Source organism: Nonomuraea sp. NPDC004702 (genome assembly GCF_053601695.1).
In genome coordinates, this window is the sequence record NZ_JBSGCE010000015.1 from 136916 (window position 1) to 151947 (window position 15032).

18 protein-coding genes and 1 pseudogene are annotated in these 15032 nt (G+C 73.6%); 7 read left to right on the top strand and 12 right to left on the bottom strand.

Annotated features, from left to right (window positions below; genetic code table 11):
• The first annotated feature begins 65 nt into the window (after positions 1-65).
• On the top strand, positions 66-455 hold the full coding sequence (locus ACWEJ6_RS20585) for a nuclear transport factor 2 family protein (protein ID WP_452425357.1): 390 nt from the start codon (positions 66-68) through the stop codon (positions 453-455).
• Positions 456-485: 30 nt separating this feature from the next.
• Here ACWEJ6_RS20585 and ACWEJ6_RS20590 read toward each other — a convergent pair whose 3' ends face one another.
• Genes ACWEJ6_RS20590 through ACWEJ6_RS20600 form a run of 3 tightly spaced genes read right to left on the bottom strand, consistent with a single transcriptional unit; the run spans position 486 to position 2679 of the window.
• A complete protein-coding gene (locus ACWEJ6_RS20590; protein WP_452425358.1) occupies positions 486-1448 on the bottom strand; it encodes an ABC transporter permease in 963 nt (320 codons plus the stop codon).
• On the bottom strand, positions 1445-2290 hold the full coding sequence (locus ACWEJ6_RS20595) for an ABC transporter ATP-binding protein (protein WP_452425360.1): 846 nt from the start codon (positions 2288-2290) through the stop codon (positions 1445-1447). Before ACWEJ6_RS20595 ends, ACWEJ6_RS20590 begins: the two co-directional genes overlap by 4 nt.
• Positions 2287-2679, bottom strand: coding sequence for a GntR family transcriptional regulator (locus ACWEJ6_RS20600; RefSeq protein WP_387650453.1), 393 nt, complete (start codon positions 2677-2679; stop codon positions 2287-2289). The genes ACWEJ6_RS20595 and ACWEJ6_RS20600 overlap by 4 nt, the downstream gene beginning before the upstream one ends.
• 157 nt (positions 2680-2836) lie before the next feature.
• Here ACWEJ6_RS20600 and ACWEJ6_RS20605 point away from each other — a divergent pair, with 157 nt between their 5' ends.
• Entirely contained in the window at positions 2837-3586 is a 750-nt protein-coding gene (locus ACWEJ6_RS20605) for a Clp protease N-terminal domain-containing protein (protein WP_452425362.1), read from the top strand.
• A gap of 8 nt (positions 3587-3594) precedes the next feature.
• Positions 3595-3717 (top strand): hypothetical protein, encoded by a 123-nt coding sequence (locus tag ACWEJ6_RS20610; protein ID WP_452425364.1) that lies wholly within the window; start codon positions 3595-3597, stop codon positions 3715-3717.
• Positions 3718-3727: 10 nt separating this feature from the next.
• On the opposite strand, the gene ACWEJ6_RS20615 is transcribed toward ACWEJ6_RS20610, so the two are convergent.
• Genes ACWEJ6_RS20615 through ACWEJ6_RS20625 form a run of 3 tightly spaced genes read right to left on the bottom strand, consistent with a single transcriptional unit; the run spans position 3728 to position 5598 of the window.
• Positions 3728-4399 carry a hypothetical protein gene (locus ACWEJ6_RS20615; RefSeq protein WP_452425366.1) on the bottom strand — a complete coding sequence of 224 codons (672 nt, stop codon included), beginning with the start codon at positions 4397-4399 and terminating at the stop codon, positions 3728-3730.
• Positions 4400-4405: 6 nt separating this feature from the next.
• Positions 4406-5293, bottom strand: a complete 888-nt coding sequence (locus ACWEJ6_RS20620) for a WXG100-like domain-containing protein (protein WP_452425368.1) — start codon at positions 5291-5293, stop codon at positions 4406-4408.
• The gene (locus tag ACWEJ6_RS20625) at positions 5284-5598 is read right to left on the bottom strand and encodes a hypothetical protein (RefSeq protein ID WP_452425370.1); all 315 of its coding nucleotides are present in this window, start codon (positions 5596-5598) and stop codon (positions 5284-5286) included. The genes ACWEJ6_RS20620 and ACWEJ6_RS20625 overlap by 10 nt, the downstream gene beginning before the upstream one ends.
• A gap of 61 nt (positions 5599-5659) precedes the next feature.
• On the opposite strand from ACWEJ6_RS20625, the gene ACWEJ6_RS20630 reads away from it, so the two are divergent.
• Both ACWEJ6_RS20630 and ACWEJ6_RS20635 read left to right on the top strand, forming a co-directional pair.
• Positions 5660-6073 (top strand): YbaB/EbfC family nucleoid-associated protein, encoded by a 414-nt coding sequence (locus ACWEJ6_RS20630; RefSeq protein WP_452425372.1) that lies wholly within the window; start codon positions 5660-5662, stop codon positions 6071-6073.
• A 10-nt stretch (positions 6074-6083) separates the two neighbouring features.
• Complete coding sequence (locus ACWEJ6_RS20635) at positions 6084-6464, top strand: YbaB/EbfC family nucleoid-associated protein (protein WP_452425374.1); 381 nt, start codon at positions 6084-6086, stop codon at positions 6462-6464.
• Between the two features lie 19 nt (positions 6465-6483).
• Here ACWEJ6_RS20635 and ACWEJ6_RS20640 read toward each other — a convergent pair whose 3' ends face one another.
• From ACWEJ6_RS20640 to ACWEJ6_RS20655, 4 genes are read right to left on the bottom strand one after another with little or no spacing between them, the layout of a single operon-like run.
• Positions 6484-8544 (bottom strand): iron ABC transporter permease, encoded by a 2061-nt coding sequence (locus tag ACWEJ6_RS20640; RefSeq protein ID WP_452425376.1) that lies wholly within the window; start codon positions 8542-8544, stop codon positions 6484-6486.
• Positions 8541-9512: an ABC transporter substrate-binding protein gene (locus ACWEJ6_RS20645; RefSeq protein WP_452425378.1), complete on the bottom strand. Its 972-nt coding sequence runs from the start codon at positions 9510-9512 to the stop codon at positions 8541-8543. Before ACWEJ6_RS20645 ends, ACWEJ6_RS20640 begins: the two co-directional genes overlap by 4 nt.
• Positions 9513-9521: 9 nt before the next feature.
• Positions 9522-10385 (bottom strand): ABC transporter ATP-binding protein, encoded by an 864-nt coding sequence (locus ACWEJ6_RS20650; RefSeq protein ID WP_452425380.1) that lies wholly within the window; start codon positions 10383-10385, stop codon positions 9522-9524.
• 7 nt (positions 10386-10392) lie between these two features.
• The gene (locus tag ACWEJ6_RS20655) at positions 10393-11286 is read right to left on the bottom strand and encodes a siderophore-interacting protein (RefSeq protein WP_452425382.1); all 894 of its coding nucleotides are present in this window, start codon (positions 11284-11286) and stop codon (positions 10393-10395) included.
• Between the two features lie 213 nt (positions 11287-11499).
• Here ACWEJ6_RS20655 and ACWEJ6_RS20660 point away from each other — a divergent pair, with 213 nt between their 5' ends.
• Together ACWEJ6_RS20660 and ACWEJ6_RS20665 are read left to right on the top strand one after the other, a co-directional pair.
• Positions 11500-12327: a MarR family winged helix-turn-helix transcriptional regulator gene (locus ACWEJ6_RS20660; RefSeq protein ID WP_452425384.1), complete on the top strand. Its 828-nt coding sequence runs from the start codon at positions 11500-11502 to the stop codon at positions 12325-12327.
• 42 nt (positions 12328-12369) lie between these two features.
• Positions 12370-12732 (top strand): annotated as a pseudogene (locus ACWEJ6_RS20665) (SRPBCC family protein); the annotation flags it as partial.
• An 84-nt stretch (positions 12733-12816) separates the two neighbouring features.
• Here ACWEJ6_RS20665 and ACWEJ6_RS20670 read toward each other — a convergent pair.
• Together ACWEJ6_RS20670 and ACWEJ6_RS20675 are read right to left on the bottom strand one after the other, a co-directional pair.
• Complete coding sequence (locus ACWEJ6_RS20670) at positions 12817-14019, bottom strand: alpha/beta hydrolase family protein (protein WP_452425386.1); 1203 nt, start codon at positions 14017-14019, stop codon at positions 12817-12819.
• Positions 14020-14140: 121 nt separating this feature from the next.
• On the bottom strand, positions 14141-14986 hold the full coding sequence (locus tag ACWEJ6_RS20675) for an SDR family NAD(P)-dependent oxidoreductase (protein WP_452425388.1): 846 nt from the start codon (positions 14984-14986) through the stop codon (positions 14141-14143).
• Positions 14987-15032: the final 46 nt, after the last annotated feature.

Below are 15032 nucleotides of genomic sequence, written 5' to 3' on the forward strand. Positions count from 1 at the left end.
ACTGGACGTCCGCCATGAAATCCCTTTTCATCGACATCCCCGGCACGGCTGGCCAGAGTGTCCCCATGACGAACGACAACAAGGCCGTCGTGCAGCGCGCGCTGACGGAACTGATCGGGACGGGCGACGTCGACGCGCTCGCGCCCCTGCTGAGCGACGACTTCCGCCACCACCGGCCCGGTTCTGCGGCCTCGACCAAGACGGAATGGCTCGGCGCCGTGCGTGCCGCGCTCGTCCCGTTGGCCGGCATGCGCGTGGAGCTCGACCACGTGCTGGCCGACGGCGACCACGTCGTGATGCACTCGCGCCGCCAGGCGCCGGACGGCGGCCCGGAGATCGTGGTCGTGGACATCTGGCGCCTGGACGGCGGCCGCATCGCCGAGGCGTGGGAGATCATCGAACCGGTGTCCCAGGCCGCCGCCAACCTGACCTGGTGGGATCCGCCCGTCCGCTGACGTGCGCCGCCGTACCGGCCGGTCAGCCGGTCAGCCGGTACGGCGGAGGGCGCGGCGCACGGCCAGGCCGGCGCGGGCAGCCGGCAGGAGGACCAGGATCCCCGCCTCGGTCCACTGGAAGCGCCAGAACCTGGACGGCGGATGGTGGTACACCGCGTACCGGTACCCCTTGCCGAACAGGCATGCCTGCCAGGCTTCGGCGTTCTTGCCGCTCTGGCCGACGTCGACCCGGCGCGGGCAGCCGGTGCCGGCCGGCTCGGCGACCTCCCTCCCGGACGGCTCCACCCAGGCGTCGCTCACCAGCCGGGCGTCGGGGTCGTCCAGCACCACGGTGCCGGACAGCACGGCGCGCGCCGGCTCGGCGTAGTGGTCGCTCAGCTGGAACAGCGTGAACATCGTCACCGTCACCCCCGCCACGACCAGCGCCATCGCGGGCAGCGTACGGCGGAACAGGGTGCCGGCGGCGGTGCCGAGCGCGAACGCGTACAACCACCACGCCGCCGGCTCCACCCCGACCATGTTGAACGTCCCGATGTTGCCGAACGTGGAGTCGACCCCCTCCCTGAACACCGGCCGCCACAGGCTCACCATGATCGACAGCAGCAGGCCGCCCGCCACGACCGCGCCGCCCAGGATCGACAGTTTGACCGCCAGCCACCGCCACACGGGCACGGCCTGGGTCCAGGCCAGGCGGTGGGTGCCGCGCTCGTACTCCCGGCCGAGCAGCGGCGCGCCCCAGAACGCCCCGATCAGCGCCGGCGCCACCAGCGGCATCCAGCCGAACACCGAGTACACCGCGTCGTAGCGCTCGCCGAGCGCCACCGCCAGCTCTCCGCAGGCCACGGCGGGCCCCGGGCAGCCGGGCGGGGCGTGCTCGGCCACGTACCAGCCGGCCTCCGCCGCCGAGCCCAGCAGCAGCAGCCCCAGCAACGCCAGGAACCCCGCCGTCACGACGATCTGCGCCCGGTGCTGGCGCCACGTCACCCAGATCACGCGTCCACCTCCGTCAGGTGCGGCAGCGCCGCCGACCCGGGGCTGCGCAGGTAGCCCATGACGAGCTCGTCCAGGCCGGGGCGGCGCGCCTGCCAGCGCGGATCGAGCGGCGGCCCGCCTCTCACCAGCAGCGCGGCCTGTCTGCCGGTACGGCTCTCGGCCACCACCCGCGCCCCCGCCGTCGACGCCTCCTGCGGTCCGGTGAGCACGAGATGCCCCTCCAGCAGTTCCTCGATGTCACCGCTGACCTGCACCCGGCCCCCGTTCAGCAGGATCAGCCAGTCGCAGGTGTCCTCCAGGTCGGAGACGACGTGCGAGGACAGCAGCACGGTCAGCGCCCGGTCGGCGGCCTCGGCCATGATCGAGCGCATCACGTCGTGGCGGGCCAGGGGGTCGAGGTTGGCCAGTGGCTCGTCCAGCACGAGCAGGTCGGGCCGGCTCGCCAGCGCCAGGGTGACCGCCACCTGCGCCTGCTGCCCGCCCGACAGCGCGCTCACCTTGCGCCCCAGCGGGACGCCCAGCCGGGTGAGCCGGTCGGCGGCGGCCGCGTCGTCCCAGCGGGTGTTCATGCGGCGGCCGAAGGCGAGCATCTCGGCGACGGTGAAGCTCTCGTACAGCGGCTTGTCCTGCGCCACGAACGCCGCCTCGCCGGTCACGCGGACGCTCCCCGCCGCGGGCCGCAGCAGGCCGACGGCCGCGTGCATGAGCGTGGTCTTGCCCGCGCCGTTGGGCCCGACGAGCGCCGCCACGCGCCCCGCGGGCACGGCCAGCGAAAGGTCGCGTAACACCCAGGTACGGCGATGACGCACCCCCAGCCCGGTCGCCTCCAGCGCGGGGCTCATGCCACTTCCTCCTTCGCGGCGTCGGCCAGGACCACGGCGAACAACGCCCGCAGGTCCTCCTGATCGAGCCCCGCCGACCGGGCCTGCCGCACCCACGCCTCCAGACCGCGTCGCAACCGCGTGTGCTCGGCGAGCGTCGCCCCCGCGACGCCCTCCCGGACGAACGTGCCCATCCCCGGCCGCCCCTCGACCAGCCCTTCGCGTTCCAGCTCCCGGTACGCCTTGAGCACGGTGTTGGGGTTGATGGCCAGGCTCTCGACCACCTCGCGGGCGGTCGGCAACTGGTCGCCGGGCCGCAGCGTGCCTAGCCGGAGCGCCTGTTTGACCTGGTGGACGAGCTGAAGGTAGCGCGAGACCCCCGAGCCGCGGTCCAGGCTGAACTCGATCAACGGATCACCCTTTCACTAATTGAATAGTGAAAGGGTGGTGGCTGAAGCCGCCTGTTGTCAATTTCCGTGGGGGCATAAAGTCTGGAACAGCTAACCCCTATGGGTGTATAGGTAGGAGGTAACCCGCCGATACCCCCAAGGCTGGAAAGGCGTCGCCATGCCGAAGATCAACGTGTACCTCCCCGACGAGCTGGCCGAGGCGGTCAAGGCCGCCGGCGTCCCGGTGTCGGCGATCTGCCAGCGCGCGCTGGAGCAGGCGGTGCGCAGGATCACCGCCATCCGCCAGACCGCCCTCGGCGAACTGGACGCCGGCGACCTGGCCGAACGGCTGCCGCGCTTCACCGACCGCGCCCGCACGGTCGTCAAGCTGGCCATCGACCGGGCCCGCGCCGACGCGGCGCCGGCCGTCGGCACCGGGCACCTGCTGGCCGGGATGCTGGCCGAGGGGCAGAACCTGGCGTTGCACGTGCTCAGAGCTGTCGACATCGACCCCGCCCAGGTCCAGCGCGACCTGGACCGACAGCCGGCCGGCGAGGAAGGCGGGGCCGGCGGGAACCCGGTGGTGCACTTCAGCGACGCCGCCGCCGGCGCCCTCGAACTGACGGTCACCGAGGCGACCGCGATGGGCCACAACTACGTCGGCTGCGAACACCTGCTGCTGGGGCTGATCACCGAGCCCGACGGCACCGCCGGCCAGGTCCTGCGGGCGCTGGGCGCCGAGTCCCGCCTGGTCCGCCGGGCCGTCACGGCGGCCCTGGCCGGCTACGTGCACCTGCGCGCCCAGACGTCGGCCGCCGGCGATCCGGCGCAGGCGCTGGCCGTGGCGGTGCGGCAGCAGTTGCAGCCGCTCATCGAGCGCATCGAACGGCTGGAGCAGCACCTGGGCTCCGCGTCCGAGCCGCGGTGACCAGGGCCGTGGACACGCCGATCCGCCGGCGGCGAGCCCCGTCACACCTCGCCCGCACCCTGATCAGCTGCGTCGCCGTCGCCGTCTTCTGGCTGCTGATCCTGCCGCCGCTCCTCCTCGACGGCCGGTGAGGCGTGCGTGCTAGCCCTGGAGCCGCATGAGCTGCCACTGGGCGAACGAACTGACCTCCTCGTCCTTCACCCTGGCGGCGAGACGCAGCAACGCCGCGTCGTCCTCGGCCATGCGCGTCGCGATCGCCGCGGCGAACAGGCGGGCCACCGGGTCGTCGCCCTCCAGCGCGGCGACGACCTCGCCCGGGTCGGGGTCCTCGGTGTCGGCGGCGACCAGCCCGGCCGCGAGCCGTCCGACCTCGGGGTCGGCCAGCCTGGACAGCCCCGCCATGAGCTGTTCGGTCGAGGCCATCGCCAGGAAGTGCAGGACCTTCCACCGGATGGCGGTGTCGGAGGTCCGGCTCAGGGCGAGGGTCTGGGCGATGACGCCGGCGTGCCTCTCGTCCGCGGCGAGCAGCACGAACTCGACGGCGAAGAACCGCACCTGGATCCGCGGGTGGGCCAGCAGGGCGGGGACCTCGTCCAGCAGCGGCTCGGCCGGCTCGCCCAGCTCCGACAGCAGCCAGGCGCCGGTCTGCACGGCGTCGTCGTCGCCGCTGCGCAGCAGGACGCGCAGGTTCTCGACGGGATAGCCGTCGAACAGCTCGTTGAGCAGGTCGTTGGCGGCCTGGCCGCGGGCCTCGTCGTCGGCGGGGCGGGCGAGGATGCGCGCCATCAGGTCGTCGCCCGTCTGTGTCTGCATGTGGTGCTATTTCCCCTCGTTGGCCTTGCGGCGAAGGTCATTCAGGAGCTGCTGCTCCTGCCTCAGCCGGGCGGCGTGCCCGGGGTCCGTGCCGAGCCGGGCCTCGTTCATCCTCCGCGTGAGGATGCTGTCCTCGACCTTGGCCGCCATCTGCTTCGCCTGCTCCGGTGTCATCTTGCTGACGTCGTTGCTGTTGGGCAACCTGCCGTGCATCCGCTGCGCGGCGTTGTCGAAGCTCGCCGAGGCGTTCGGGTCGTAGCCGCCGCCGCCCTTCCCGCCCTTGCCGCCGCCGCCCCCGCCGCGCCTGCGCCCCATCTGGAGCATGCCGTCGCGGGCGTGCGGCCGCTTCTCCATCTCCTTCATGATGCGGCGCATGGTCTCGGTCACCCGGCCGCTCAGCACCGGGGCCAGGCCCCTGGCGGTGCCCTCGGCGCCTTCGAGCGCCACCTTGCCCACGGCGTGGCGGGTCATCTGCATGCGGGCGAGGGCGATCATGCCGCCCGCGGCGCCGCCGAACAGCAGCGCCTGGGTGGCGGCGGTCAGTCCGTACGCGGCCTGCGTGCCCACGGCCAGCTTGACCGCGCTGACCACGTTCGCGGTGCCGTCGAGGACGGCCGGGGCGACCTTCGCCGCCGAGGCGGCCTGGGAGATGTGGCCGCCGCCGTCGCCGACCTGGTTCCAGTGGCTCGCCAGGTGCGTGGCCGAGTCGCCCTGGTAGGACTGCGCCGCGTTGCGGACCGACTCGTCGGCCGCGGCGCCCTGGGCCGACGACGCGGCCAGGACGACCCGCCAGTCGTCGGCCTCAAGACGCCACTCGTCCTCGTTGTCGTTCGGCCAGGGGAAACCGATGAGGTTGAGGAAGCCCGCCACGTGCGGGTCGAGTGTCACCGCCATGCGGGGCTCTCGAAGCTCTCGACGGTGGCGCTCTCCGCCGCGCGGGTGTTCCTCGCCACCATGCGCAGCCCCTCGCCGGTCTCGGCGATCTGCCCGCCGATCCCCGTCAGCGCGTCGAGCGAGGTCTGCAGGCACTCGTTGTAGGTGGCGATGATGGTGGCGAACAACCCCTCGCCGCCGAACGTCCGGGCGCCGCTCCCCCGCTGCCGCAGCCGCGTGACCGCGGCGTCGTAGTTCGCCCCATGGCCGGTGACGTACGCGCCGTCACGACCCACCGCCCCCGCGGCGATCTCAATTCCCGTCATGCCCAGAAAGCATATCCAGTCAATTCCGGCACAGAGGTTTACCTCTACACTGAACGTTCACGTGACTGACTGTCGGGGGTTCGACATGCGTTCACCAGCTCCTGAGGACGACGCCGAGTACCTGCACGAGTACGTCGCCCAGAGCCGCCGCGCCATCCGGGCGCTGCACGACGCGCGGGCGTCCATCGGCCGGGTGGAGGGCCGCGCGGAGAGCGACGACGGGCTGGTCGAGGCGTCCGCCGACGGCAACGGCGTCCCCACCCGCCTGCGCATCGACCCGCGGGCACTGCGCCTGGACGAGGCCGCGCTCGGCAGGAAGACCGCCGAGGTGCTGCGGGCCGCGCAGGACGACGCCGCGCGGCAGGCGCGGGAGATCGCCGACGGGGTGCGGGACGCCACCGCCGCCGTGCCCGCGCCTTTGGACGAGACCTTCGTGCGCGCGCGGGTCGAACAGGCGATCAACGACCTTTACTAGGAGGCGAAGCGTGTTCGGGCCGGAGATCGACCCCGCCAACATCAGCGAACGCGAGCTGGACGAGGCCGCCCGCCGGGGCGAGCGCATGCTGGCCTGGCTGGAGTCGGCGCAGGAGGACTTGCGGGCCGTCATCGGCACCGGCGAGGGGCCGTCGGGCCACGTGCGGGTGACCGTCGACGCCGACGGACGCGTCCTCGACGTCCGCTACGACCAGCGCGCCCTGCGGCTGGGCGGCCAGGACCTGGCCGAGGAGACGCTGGCGGCGGTACGGGCGGCCGCCGCCGACGTCCGGCGGCGCACCCACGACCTCATGCGCGAGGCCGTCCCCGGCTACGACCCCGACCGGACGCAGGCCGAGCTGGAACGGCTGCTCGGCGCCGAGTGGGCGTGAACCCGCACGCCCGGGAACCTCACTGTGCGGCGGCCCGGCCCCCGGCGCGCGAGCGCCAGAGCAGCCACACGAAGTACGGCGTGCCGAGCAGCGAGGTGACCAGCCCGGCCGGCACCTGGGCGGGCGCGATCACGGTACGGCCCAGCGTGTCGGCCAGGCAGACCAGCACCGCCCCCAGCACCGCCGCCGCGGGCAGGAGCCGCACATGCCTGCCACCGACCAGCGCGCGGGCGGCGTGCGGGGCGACGAGCCCGACGAACCCCACCACGCCGACGGCCGAGACCGCGGTGGAGGTGACGAGCACGGCGCCGCCCAGCGCGAGCAGCCGCACGGGTTCCAGCGGCACCCCGAGCACCCGGGGCGTGTCCTCGTCGAGCGCGAGCAGGTCGAGGTCGCGCCGCAGCCACAGAGCGAGCGGGAGGAAGAGCGCGAGCGCCACGGCGACCGGCAGGAGCTGGGCCGGAACCCGCCCGTAGGTGGAGCCGGAGAGCCAGGTGAGCGCCTTGGCGGTGTTCCACGGGTCGGACTTGACGATGATCAGCACGGTGACCGCGTTGAACAGCGCGTGCGCGCCGACGCCCATGAGCACGAGCCGGTCGGAGCTGAGCCCGCCGCGCCAGGCCAGCAGATGGACCAGGGCGAAGGCGGCGAGCGCGCCGGCCCCGGCCGCGCCGGACACCACGGCGATCCCGGCCATGGGCACGAGCGTGAGCGTCGCGACGGCCGCCGCGCCGGCGCCCGCGGTGACGCCGAGCACGCCCGGCTCGGCCAGCGGGTTGCGGGAGACGGCCTGGAAGGCCGCGCCGGAGACGGCGAGCGCCGCACCGGCCAGGACCGCCGCCGCGACGCGCGGCCAGCGCTGGTCGAGCACGTACGTCAGCGCCCTGCCGGTCCTGCCCCGCAGCCAGTTGGCGACGTCGCCGAGCAGCAACCAGGTGTCGCCGCCGAGCAGGCCCAGCACGACGGCGAGGACCAGCAGCGCCGTACCGGACAGCAGGATCACCGCGAAGGCGGCGCGGCCGGGGTCGGCGGCGCGGACGGTCGGCGGCCGCCGGGCCGGACCGGCGTCGCGGTGCCGGCGGGCCAGCCACATGAGCACGCCCGCGCCCAGCATCGCGGTCACCACGCCAGGCGGCACGTCCACCCCGGCCCGCGCGCCGAGCACGAACCGCAGCGCGACGTCGGCGGCGAGCAGGACGACCACGCCGGCCAGCGCCGAGAGCGGCACCAGGACACGATGCCGGCCCAGCTCGGGCAGCCGCCGGGCCAGCAGGCGGACGGCGACCGGCGCGCACAGCCCCACGAAGCCGACGGGCCCGGCCACGGTGACCGCGGCGGCCGAGAGCAGGACGGCCAGCACGACGACGGTCAGCCGCAACCGCCGGACGTCCACGCCCAGCACCGAGGCGGTGTCGTCGCCCAGGCCGAGGATGTCGAGGCGGGAGCCGAGGGCGACGGCCGCCCCGACCGCCACCACGATCACCGGGGCCATCTGGGTGACGCCACCGAGGTCGCTCTGCACGAGCGAGCCGCTGCCCCAGGCGAACAGGCCGGTGTTCTCCTCCTGGAAGAGGATCATGAGCAGGGTGGTCGCCGACTGCAGGGCCAGCGCGGTCGCGGAGCCGGCCAGGATCAGCCGGGTGGTGCCGGTCCTGCCGCCCGCCGACAGGGCGAGCACCAGAGCGGCCGCGGCCAGGCCGCCGAGGAAGGACAGGCCGCCGGACAGGAAGGCCGGCAGGCTCAGCCCGAAGGTGGCGGCCAGCACGACCGCCAGGTACGCGCCGTTGCTGACGGCGAGGGTGTCGGGCGAGGCCAGCGGGTTGCGCGCGACCGACTGCAGCAGCGCGCCCGCCGCGCCGAGCGCGACGCCGACGCTGACCGCCGCCAGCAGCCGCGGCAGCCGGGAGGCGACCAGCACGTTCATCGCCTGCTCGTCGAGGGCGAACAGGTCGGTGTCGGAGGTGCCCTGCGTCAGGTGCAGCGCGGCGAGGGCCGCGATGACGGCCAGGGTCACGAGGAAGGCCCCCGCGACGCCGAGCCTGCGCAGCGGCGTCGCGGGGGCCTCGACTGCGGTGATCACCCGGCGTAGGCCTTCACCAGGGCGTCGGCGTACTGCCGGCACGACAGGGGGCCGCCGAAGGTCCAGATGCCGTCGGGCAGTTTGGTGATCTGGTTCCGCTTGACGAAGCTCAGCGACCTCCACAGGGAGTTGCCCGCCAGGCCGGCGAAGACGTCCACGCCGTCGGAGGCGTTGTAGAAGAAGCGCAGGTTCTCGTCCTTGACCGCGGTCATGCCCTCGACGTCGGTGCTGCCGAGGCCCCACTGCGCGTCGACCTGGCCGGTCCAGGCGTTGGTGAGGCCGAGCCGCTCGGCGACGTCGGAGACCAGGGCGCCCTTGCCGAACGGGCGGATGGAGATCTTGCTGCCGTCCTTCCAGCCGTCGGCCATCATGAACTTCTGCCCGGCCGAGCCGGAGGCGGCGATCCTGGCCCTGCCGTCGGCCATGGCGGCGTCGAAGTCGGCCATCACCTTGGTCGCCTGCTCCGTCCTGCCGACGGCGGTGGCGAGCAGGGTGAGGTCGTCGCGCATGCGGGTGAGGTTCGCGGCGGCGTCGCTGCCCTTGGCGACGATGACCGGGGCGATCTTCTCCAGCTGGCCGACGAGGCCGGCGTCGTCGGACTCCATGACGACGAGGTCGGGCTGGAGGGCGGCGATGGAGTCGACGCTGGGCTCCTGGCGGGTGCCGACGTCCTTGACGGAGTCGTCGAGCGGGGCCGCGGTGACCCAGGTGCCGTAGCCCTTGACGTCGGCCGCGCCGACCGGCTGGACCCCGAGTGCGACCAGCATCTCGACCTCCCCCCATTCCAGGCCGACGACGCGGGTCGCGGGCCTGTCGAGGGTGACTCGCTTGCCGCGGGCGTCGGTCACGCTGATCGGGGCCGCGGCGCCCGCCGACGGCTCCCGGGCCGCGGGGGCGGCGGGGGGCTCCGTCGTGCCGCAGGCGGTCAGCAGCAACATGGCGGCCATGACCGCCGGGAGGGAACGCATGGGGATCTTTCAGCCTTTCATCGCCAGGTGGCGGCCCAGCGGCCTGGTGCGGACCAGTCCGGTGAGCGGGTCGATCGTGGCCTCGACGCGGATGCCGTAGGCCTCGGTGAGCAGGTCCTCGGTGAGCACCTCAGGCGGCGCGCCGTCCGCGCGGACCCGGCCGCCCTGGAGCAGCACGACCCGGTCGGCGATCTCGGCGGCCTGGTTGAGGTCGTGCAGGACGACGCCGACGGCCACACCGTGCCGGTCGGCCAGGTCGCGCACGAGTTCGAGCAGCTCGACCTGGTAGCGCAGGTCGAGGAAGGTGGTGGGCTCGTCGAGCAGGAGAACGCCGGCGTCCTGGGCCAGGCAGGTGGCCAGCCACACGCGCTGCATCTCGCCGCCGGACAGCTCGTCGACGGCGCGTCCGGCCATGGCGCGCACGCCGGTCAGCTCCATGGCGTGCTCGATCGCCGCCTCGCCGCCGGGGTCGCCCGCGCGCCAGCGGCCGCGGTGGGGATGACGGCCGTAGCCGACCACGTCCTTGACGCGCACGCCGGTCGGGGTGGGACGGCTCTGCGCCAGCAGCGTCACCCGGCGGGCGAAGTCGCGGGCGGACAGGGCCAGGGCGTCGGCGCCGCCGGCCAGCCGGACCTCGCCGGAGTCGGGGCGGTGCAGCCGGGCCAGGGCGCGCAGCAGGGTGGACTTGCCGCTGCCGTTCGGGCCGACCAGGGCGGTGACGGCGCCGGTGACCAGGCTGATGCAGGCGCCGTCCACGACGGGACGACCCGCGTAGCCGAGACACAGGTCAGTGCCGGTGAGCGCGGGGCCGGTGAGCGCGGGGCCGGAGCGGTCCGGGCCGGAGCGGTCCGGGGGCAGGGGGGCGGTCGTCATGGCGGGCTCACGCGTCCTCGGAGCGGCCCTGACGCCAGTAGCCCATGAAGGCCACGGTCCTGCGGTCCATGCCGCGCTCGGAGACCAGGTGCCGGCGCAGCCGCTTGATCACGGCCGCCTCGCCGGCCAGCCACGCGTAGCAGGGGCCGTCGCCGGTCTCGGGGATCTCCCAGAGGATCTCGGCGTCGACGTCGATCTCCTCCGGCTCGGCGCCTGCCGCGCCCGCCGGAAGGAGCCTGGCGGCGGCCTCCGCGACGGCGGGCTCCAGGCGGGCGCCCCAGGGAGCGTCGCCGCGGGCGAGCCAGGTGACCCGCACGCCCGGCGCGCCGACGACCGGGAGGAAGTCCTCCTCGTGCGGCACCTCCAGCAGGGCCTCGCCGGTGACATGGGCGGGCAGCCGCTCCAGGATGCCGACGATCGCCGGGACGGCGGTCTCGTCACCGGCGAGCAGCACGGTGCCGAAGCCGGCGGGCGGCCGGAACTCCAGGCCGCCGTGGAAGCCGTCGTAGAGGCCGTTCGGGCCGAAGATCGCCGCCGTCGAGCCAGGCTCGCAGGCGGCGATCCAGCGGGCGGCCGGCCCGGCGGGCCCGGCGCAGTCGTCGTGCAGGACGACGTCGATGTCGACCTCGGCCGCCTCGGGGCGGACCGCGCGGACGGTGTAGGTGCGCAGCGGGTTGCGCTCGTCGCCCTGGGCGTACCACTGCTTGAACCAGTCGGCTCCGCGCGGGAAGCGCGTGACGCCCGCGCCGGGGGTCGGCAGGACCAGCTTGACGCGCTGGTCGTACCCGTTGTCCGCGAACTCGTGCAGGTCATCCCCGGTGAAGGTGACGCGGAGGAACGACGGGCTCAGCCGCCGCAGGCCCCGAACCCGGACGTCGAAGGCACGAAAAGGATCAACCACCACAGAGCTCCTTAGTTAGGTTAGGCTAACCTACATTGAATCCTCCCATCAGGAAACCCGCCCCAGAGCCGTCGCCTTTACAACGTAGATCACAATCATGGCGGAAAATTATCGGCCGGAGTTGTCGGATCCGGGCCGCGTCGTTCGTAGCCAGGGTGAACAGTCGCCACGAGGGGCTGTCACGACCAGCACGACCGAGGGAGACGCCGACCGATGCAGCACCACTCGCAGGCCAGGATCCACCGCATGTTCGAGCTCATCGAGCCGATCGCCACCGCCACCTTCTCCGAGGTGGCCAACGAGGCGTTCCTGGCCGTCGGCATGCGCAACTACTGGGACGGCTACTTCGCCGGCCGCGCCGCCCCGCTGGGCCTGGCACCGGCCGAGGTGGTCCACGCGGTCTTCTACAACTTCGCCGACGGCGAGGTGGCCCGCCACATCCCCTGGGTGTGGGGGAAGATCACCCCGCAGGAGGCGATCGCCGTGCGCGAACAGGGCAGCACCGCCGCCCTGCGGCAGCTGATCGGGGAGCTCGCCGGCTCGCCCGGTCTGGCGCGGGCCGCCGACCTCGCCACCCGGGCCGGGCTCAGCGCGCCGGCCGAGGGCCGGCCCCTGTACGCCGGGCTGCGGGCGCTCGACGTGCCCGAGGAGCCGGTCGCCAGGCTCTGGCACGCGGCGACGCTGCTGCGGGAGCACCGCGGGGACGGCCACAACGCCGCCCTTGTCGCCCACGGCATCGGCGGCACCGAGGCCCACGTCCTCATGGCCGTCTCCCTCGGGATGCGGGCGGAGGAGTTCGGCCGGATCCACCACCTGCCCAAGGCCCGGCTGACCGCCGTGGTCGACGGGCTGCGCGACCGCGGCCTCGTGGACGCCGCCGGCGGGTTCACCGACGCCGGCCGCGAGACCAAGCAGCGGATCGAGGCGCTCACCGACGAACTGGCCGCGCCGGCGTACGACGTGCTCAGCCCGGACGAGCTCGACGAGCTGGCCGCGGAGCTCGAACCGATCGCCGCCGCGGCATCGGCCTCCGACCACTGAAAGGACCCGGCCATGACCAGCACTGCGGACTACCGGACGACCATGCGGGTGAAAGCCTCTCCCGACGCCCTCTTCGACGCGCTCACCACCGTCACGGGGCTCGCGGCATGGTGGAACCCGGCGACCGGGTCCGGCACGACCGGCGGCGAGCTCCGGTTCCTCATGAACGCCCCCGAGCCCCTCGTGATCCACGTCGAGGAGGCGACCCGGCCGACGTCGGTGCGCTGGACCGTCGTCGACTGCCCCTTCCTGCCCGACTGGATCGGCACGAGGCCCACCTTCACCGTCACCCCGGTCGACGGCGACACGTCCGAGCTCGTCTTCCACCACCGGGGCCTGAGCCGGGACCTGGAGTGCTTCGGCATGTGCAGCCGCAGCTGGCGGCACTACATGACGAGTCTGCGCGACCACCTGGAGGCCGGGGGCGGAAGCCCGTTCGGCAGCCCCGCGGACAGGGCGCGCCGGCGAGCACAGGCGGCCGGCCCGGCCTCAGGGGTTCTGGAAGGCCACTTCCGGGTTGGCGGCGGACGGGCCGTCCAGCAGGGGCTGCTGCTCGCCGCGGAGGTGCCGGCCGAAGAAGGCGCCGACGTACGACGTGGTGATCTCGCCTGACCGCTTGCCCGACAGGGGCGCGGCCGGGTCGACGATCCCCACCTGGGCGCCCAGGATGGGCAGGTCGATGAAGGTGAAGTGGCCGGAGTCGGCCACGGTGAGCCAGCGCTTCCAGCCGTCCAGGCGGGGCCAGTCCCGGGTCCAGGTGGTGTCGGCGGCGCCGGGTGAGTGCTGGACCTTGGTGCCGAGCATGAGGAACGGCCGCCCGCCGAGGCCGGAGACCGCGACCGGGGCGAAGAACGAGCCGTCCAGGTTCACCCCGGCGCGGACCCGCCGGTCGGCGGCCATGACACTGGCCGCGGCGTTGCCGCCGAGCGAGTGGCCCGCGGCGCCGATCCGGCGCGGGTCGATCATCTGCCAGTGCCGCCAGGCGGGCGCGGACCGTGCGGGACGGGTCAGCCGGTCGATCACGAAGGACAGGTCGGCCGCGCGGTTGACCGCGGCCTTGGCCATCAGCTCCTTCTCCGCCTCGTCGGAGGGGGCGCTCTCCACCGTCTCGCACGCGACACAGGTCAGGGTACGGCCGCCGGGGAAGGTGGTGCCGAACGACTCGTAGGCGTGATCGACGAGGGCGACGACGTACCCCTTGGAGGCGAGGTCCTCGGCGAGCGTGGTCAGGGTGGCCCGGTTGAGGGTGAACCCCGGGGAGAGCACCACCAAGGGGTGCCGGCCGCCGACGGGGCGGGCGTTCAGGTGCGCGTTGGTGCTGACGCCGGCGAGTTGCCCGGGCTTGAAGACGGCGTCGAGCCGCTGCCCCTTGAGGAGCAGCCGGGCCTCGTCGACGGTCATGTACGGCGCGGCGCTCCCGCCGGTGCGCGCCGGGAAGTACACCGAGACCATCAGCTCGCGTGCGGCTTCCGGCATCCACGGGTCGCGGCGGCCGGCGTCGACGAGATGCAGGGTGTCGCGGCCGACTTCGTACTGGCCGGTGGGGTGCGGGATCGCGACGCGCACGTCGGAGGTGCCCCCGGTGGAGGCGGCGGTGGCGGCAGCGGCGGGCGCCGCCGCCGCGGCCGCCGCCGGGAGGGCCAGGGTCAGGGCGAGGAGGAGGGGGGCGGGGTTACGGCGAGTTCTGATCATGCCCAGAACTGTAGAAATGACGCCACCACCCCCCACATGCCCGAAAGACAGGCTCGGACCCTTACTTTTGTCAGGGGCCAGGACCGATGCTTGTGTCAGGGGCCAGGGCCGAGCAGGCCGGTCAGCCGGCTCGGAGCGGGCCGTGCGCCTCGATCGACAGGTCCTGCCAGTCGGCCCAGGTCTGGAGCCGGTCGGCGTAGGCCTGCTGGATCAGCGGGTGGAAGCCCTTGCCGAACAGCACCCGCATTGGCGGGTTGGCGGAGTCGACGAGCTTCAGGAGCGCCTGCGCCGCGGCGGCCGGGTCTCCCGCGGGCATCTTCCCCGCCATCGCACCGAGGCGCTCGCGGAGACCGTCGTAGGCCGGGTCGGTCGTGGCCATGTGGCCGTTGGCGAGCGGGTCGGGGTTGTTGCCGTTCCGGGTGGCGAAGCCGCCGGGCTCGACGATGGTCACCTTGACGCCGAACTCGGCGACCTCGCCGGCGAGCGCCTCGTTCAGGCCCTCCAGGGCCCACTTGGAGGCGTGGTAGGCGCCGCCGAGCGGCATGGCGATGACCCCGGCGGCCGAGGACAGCTGGATGATGTGCCCCGAGCGCTGCTCGCGCAGGTACGGCAGCGCGGCCTGGACCACCCACACCGCGCCGAACAGGTTGGTCTCCAGCTGGTCGCGCAGTTCCTGCTCGGTCAGCTCCTCGACCGCGCCGACCTGGGCGTAACCGGCGTTGTTCACGATGACGTCGAGCCGGCCGAAGTGCTCCTTCGCCCGCCGCACGCTCTCGAAGACCGCGGCCCTGTCGGTCACGTCCATCTCCAGCGGGAGCACCGCGTCGCCGTGGACGTCGACCAGCTCCTTCAGGCTCGCGGTGCTCCGGGCGGTGGCGGCGACCCGGTCACCGCGGGACAGGGCGGCCGCCACGAAGTTGCGGCCCAGGCCGCGGGACGAGCCGGTGACGAACCAGACCTTCTGCATGCTGTGCTCCTTTCAGCTGTTACACCCCCTGGACGAGACAGCCCCG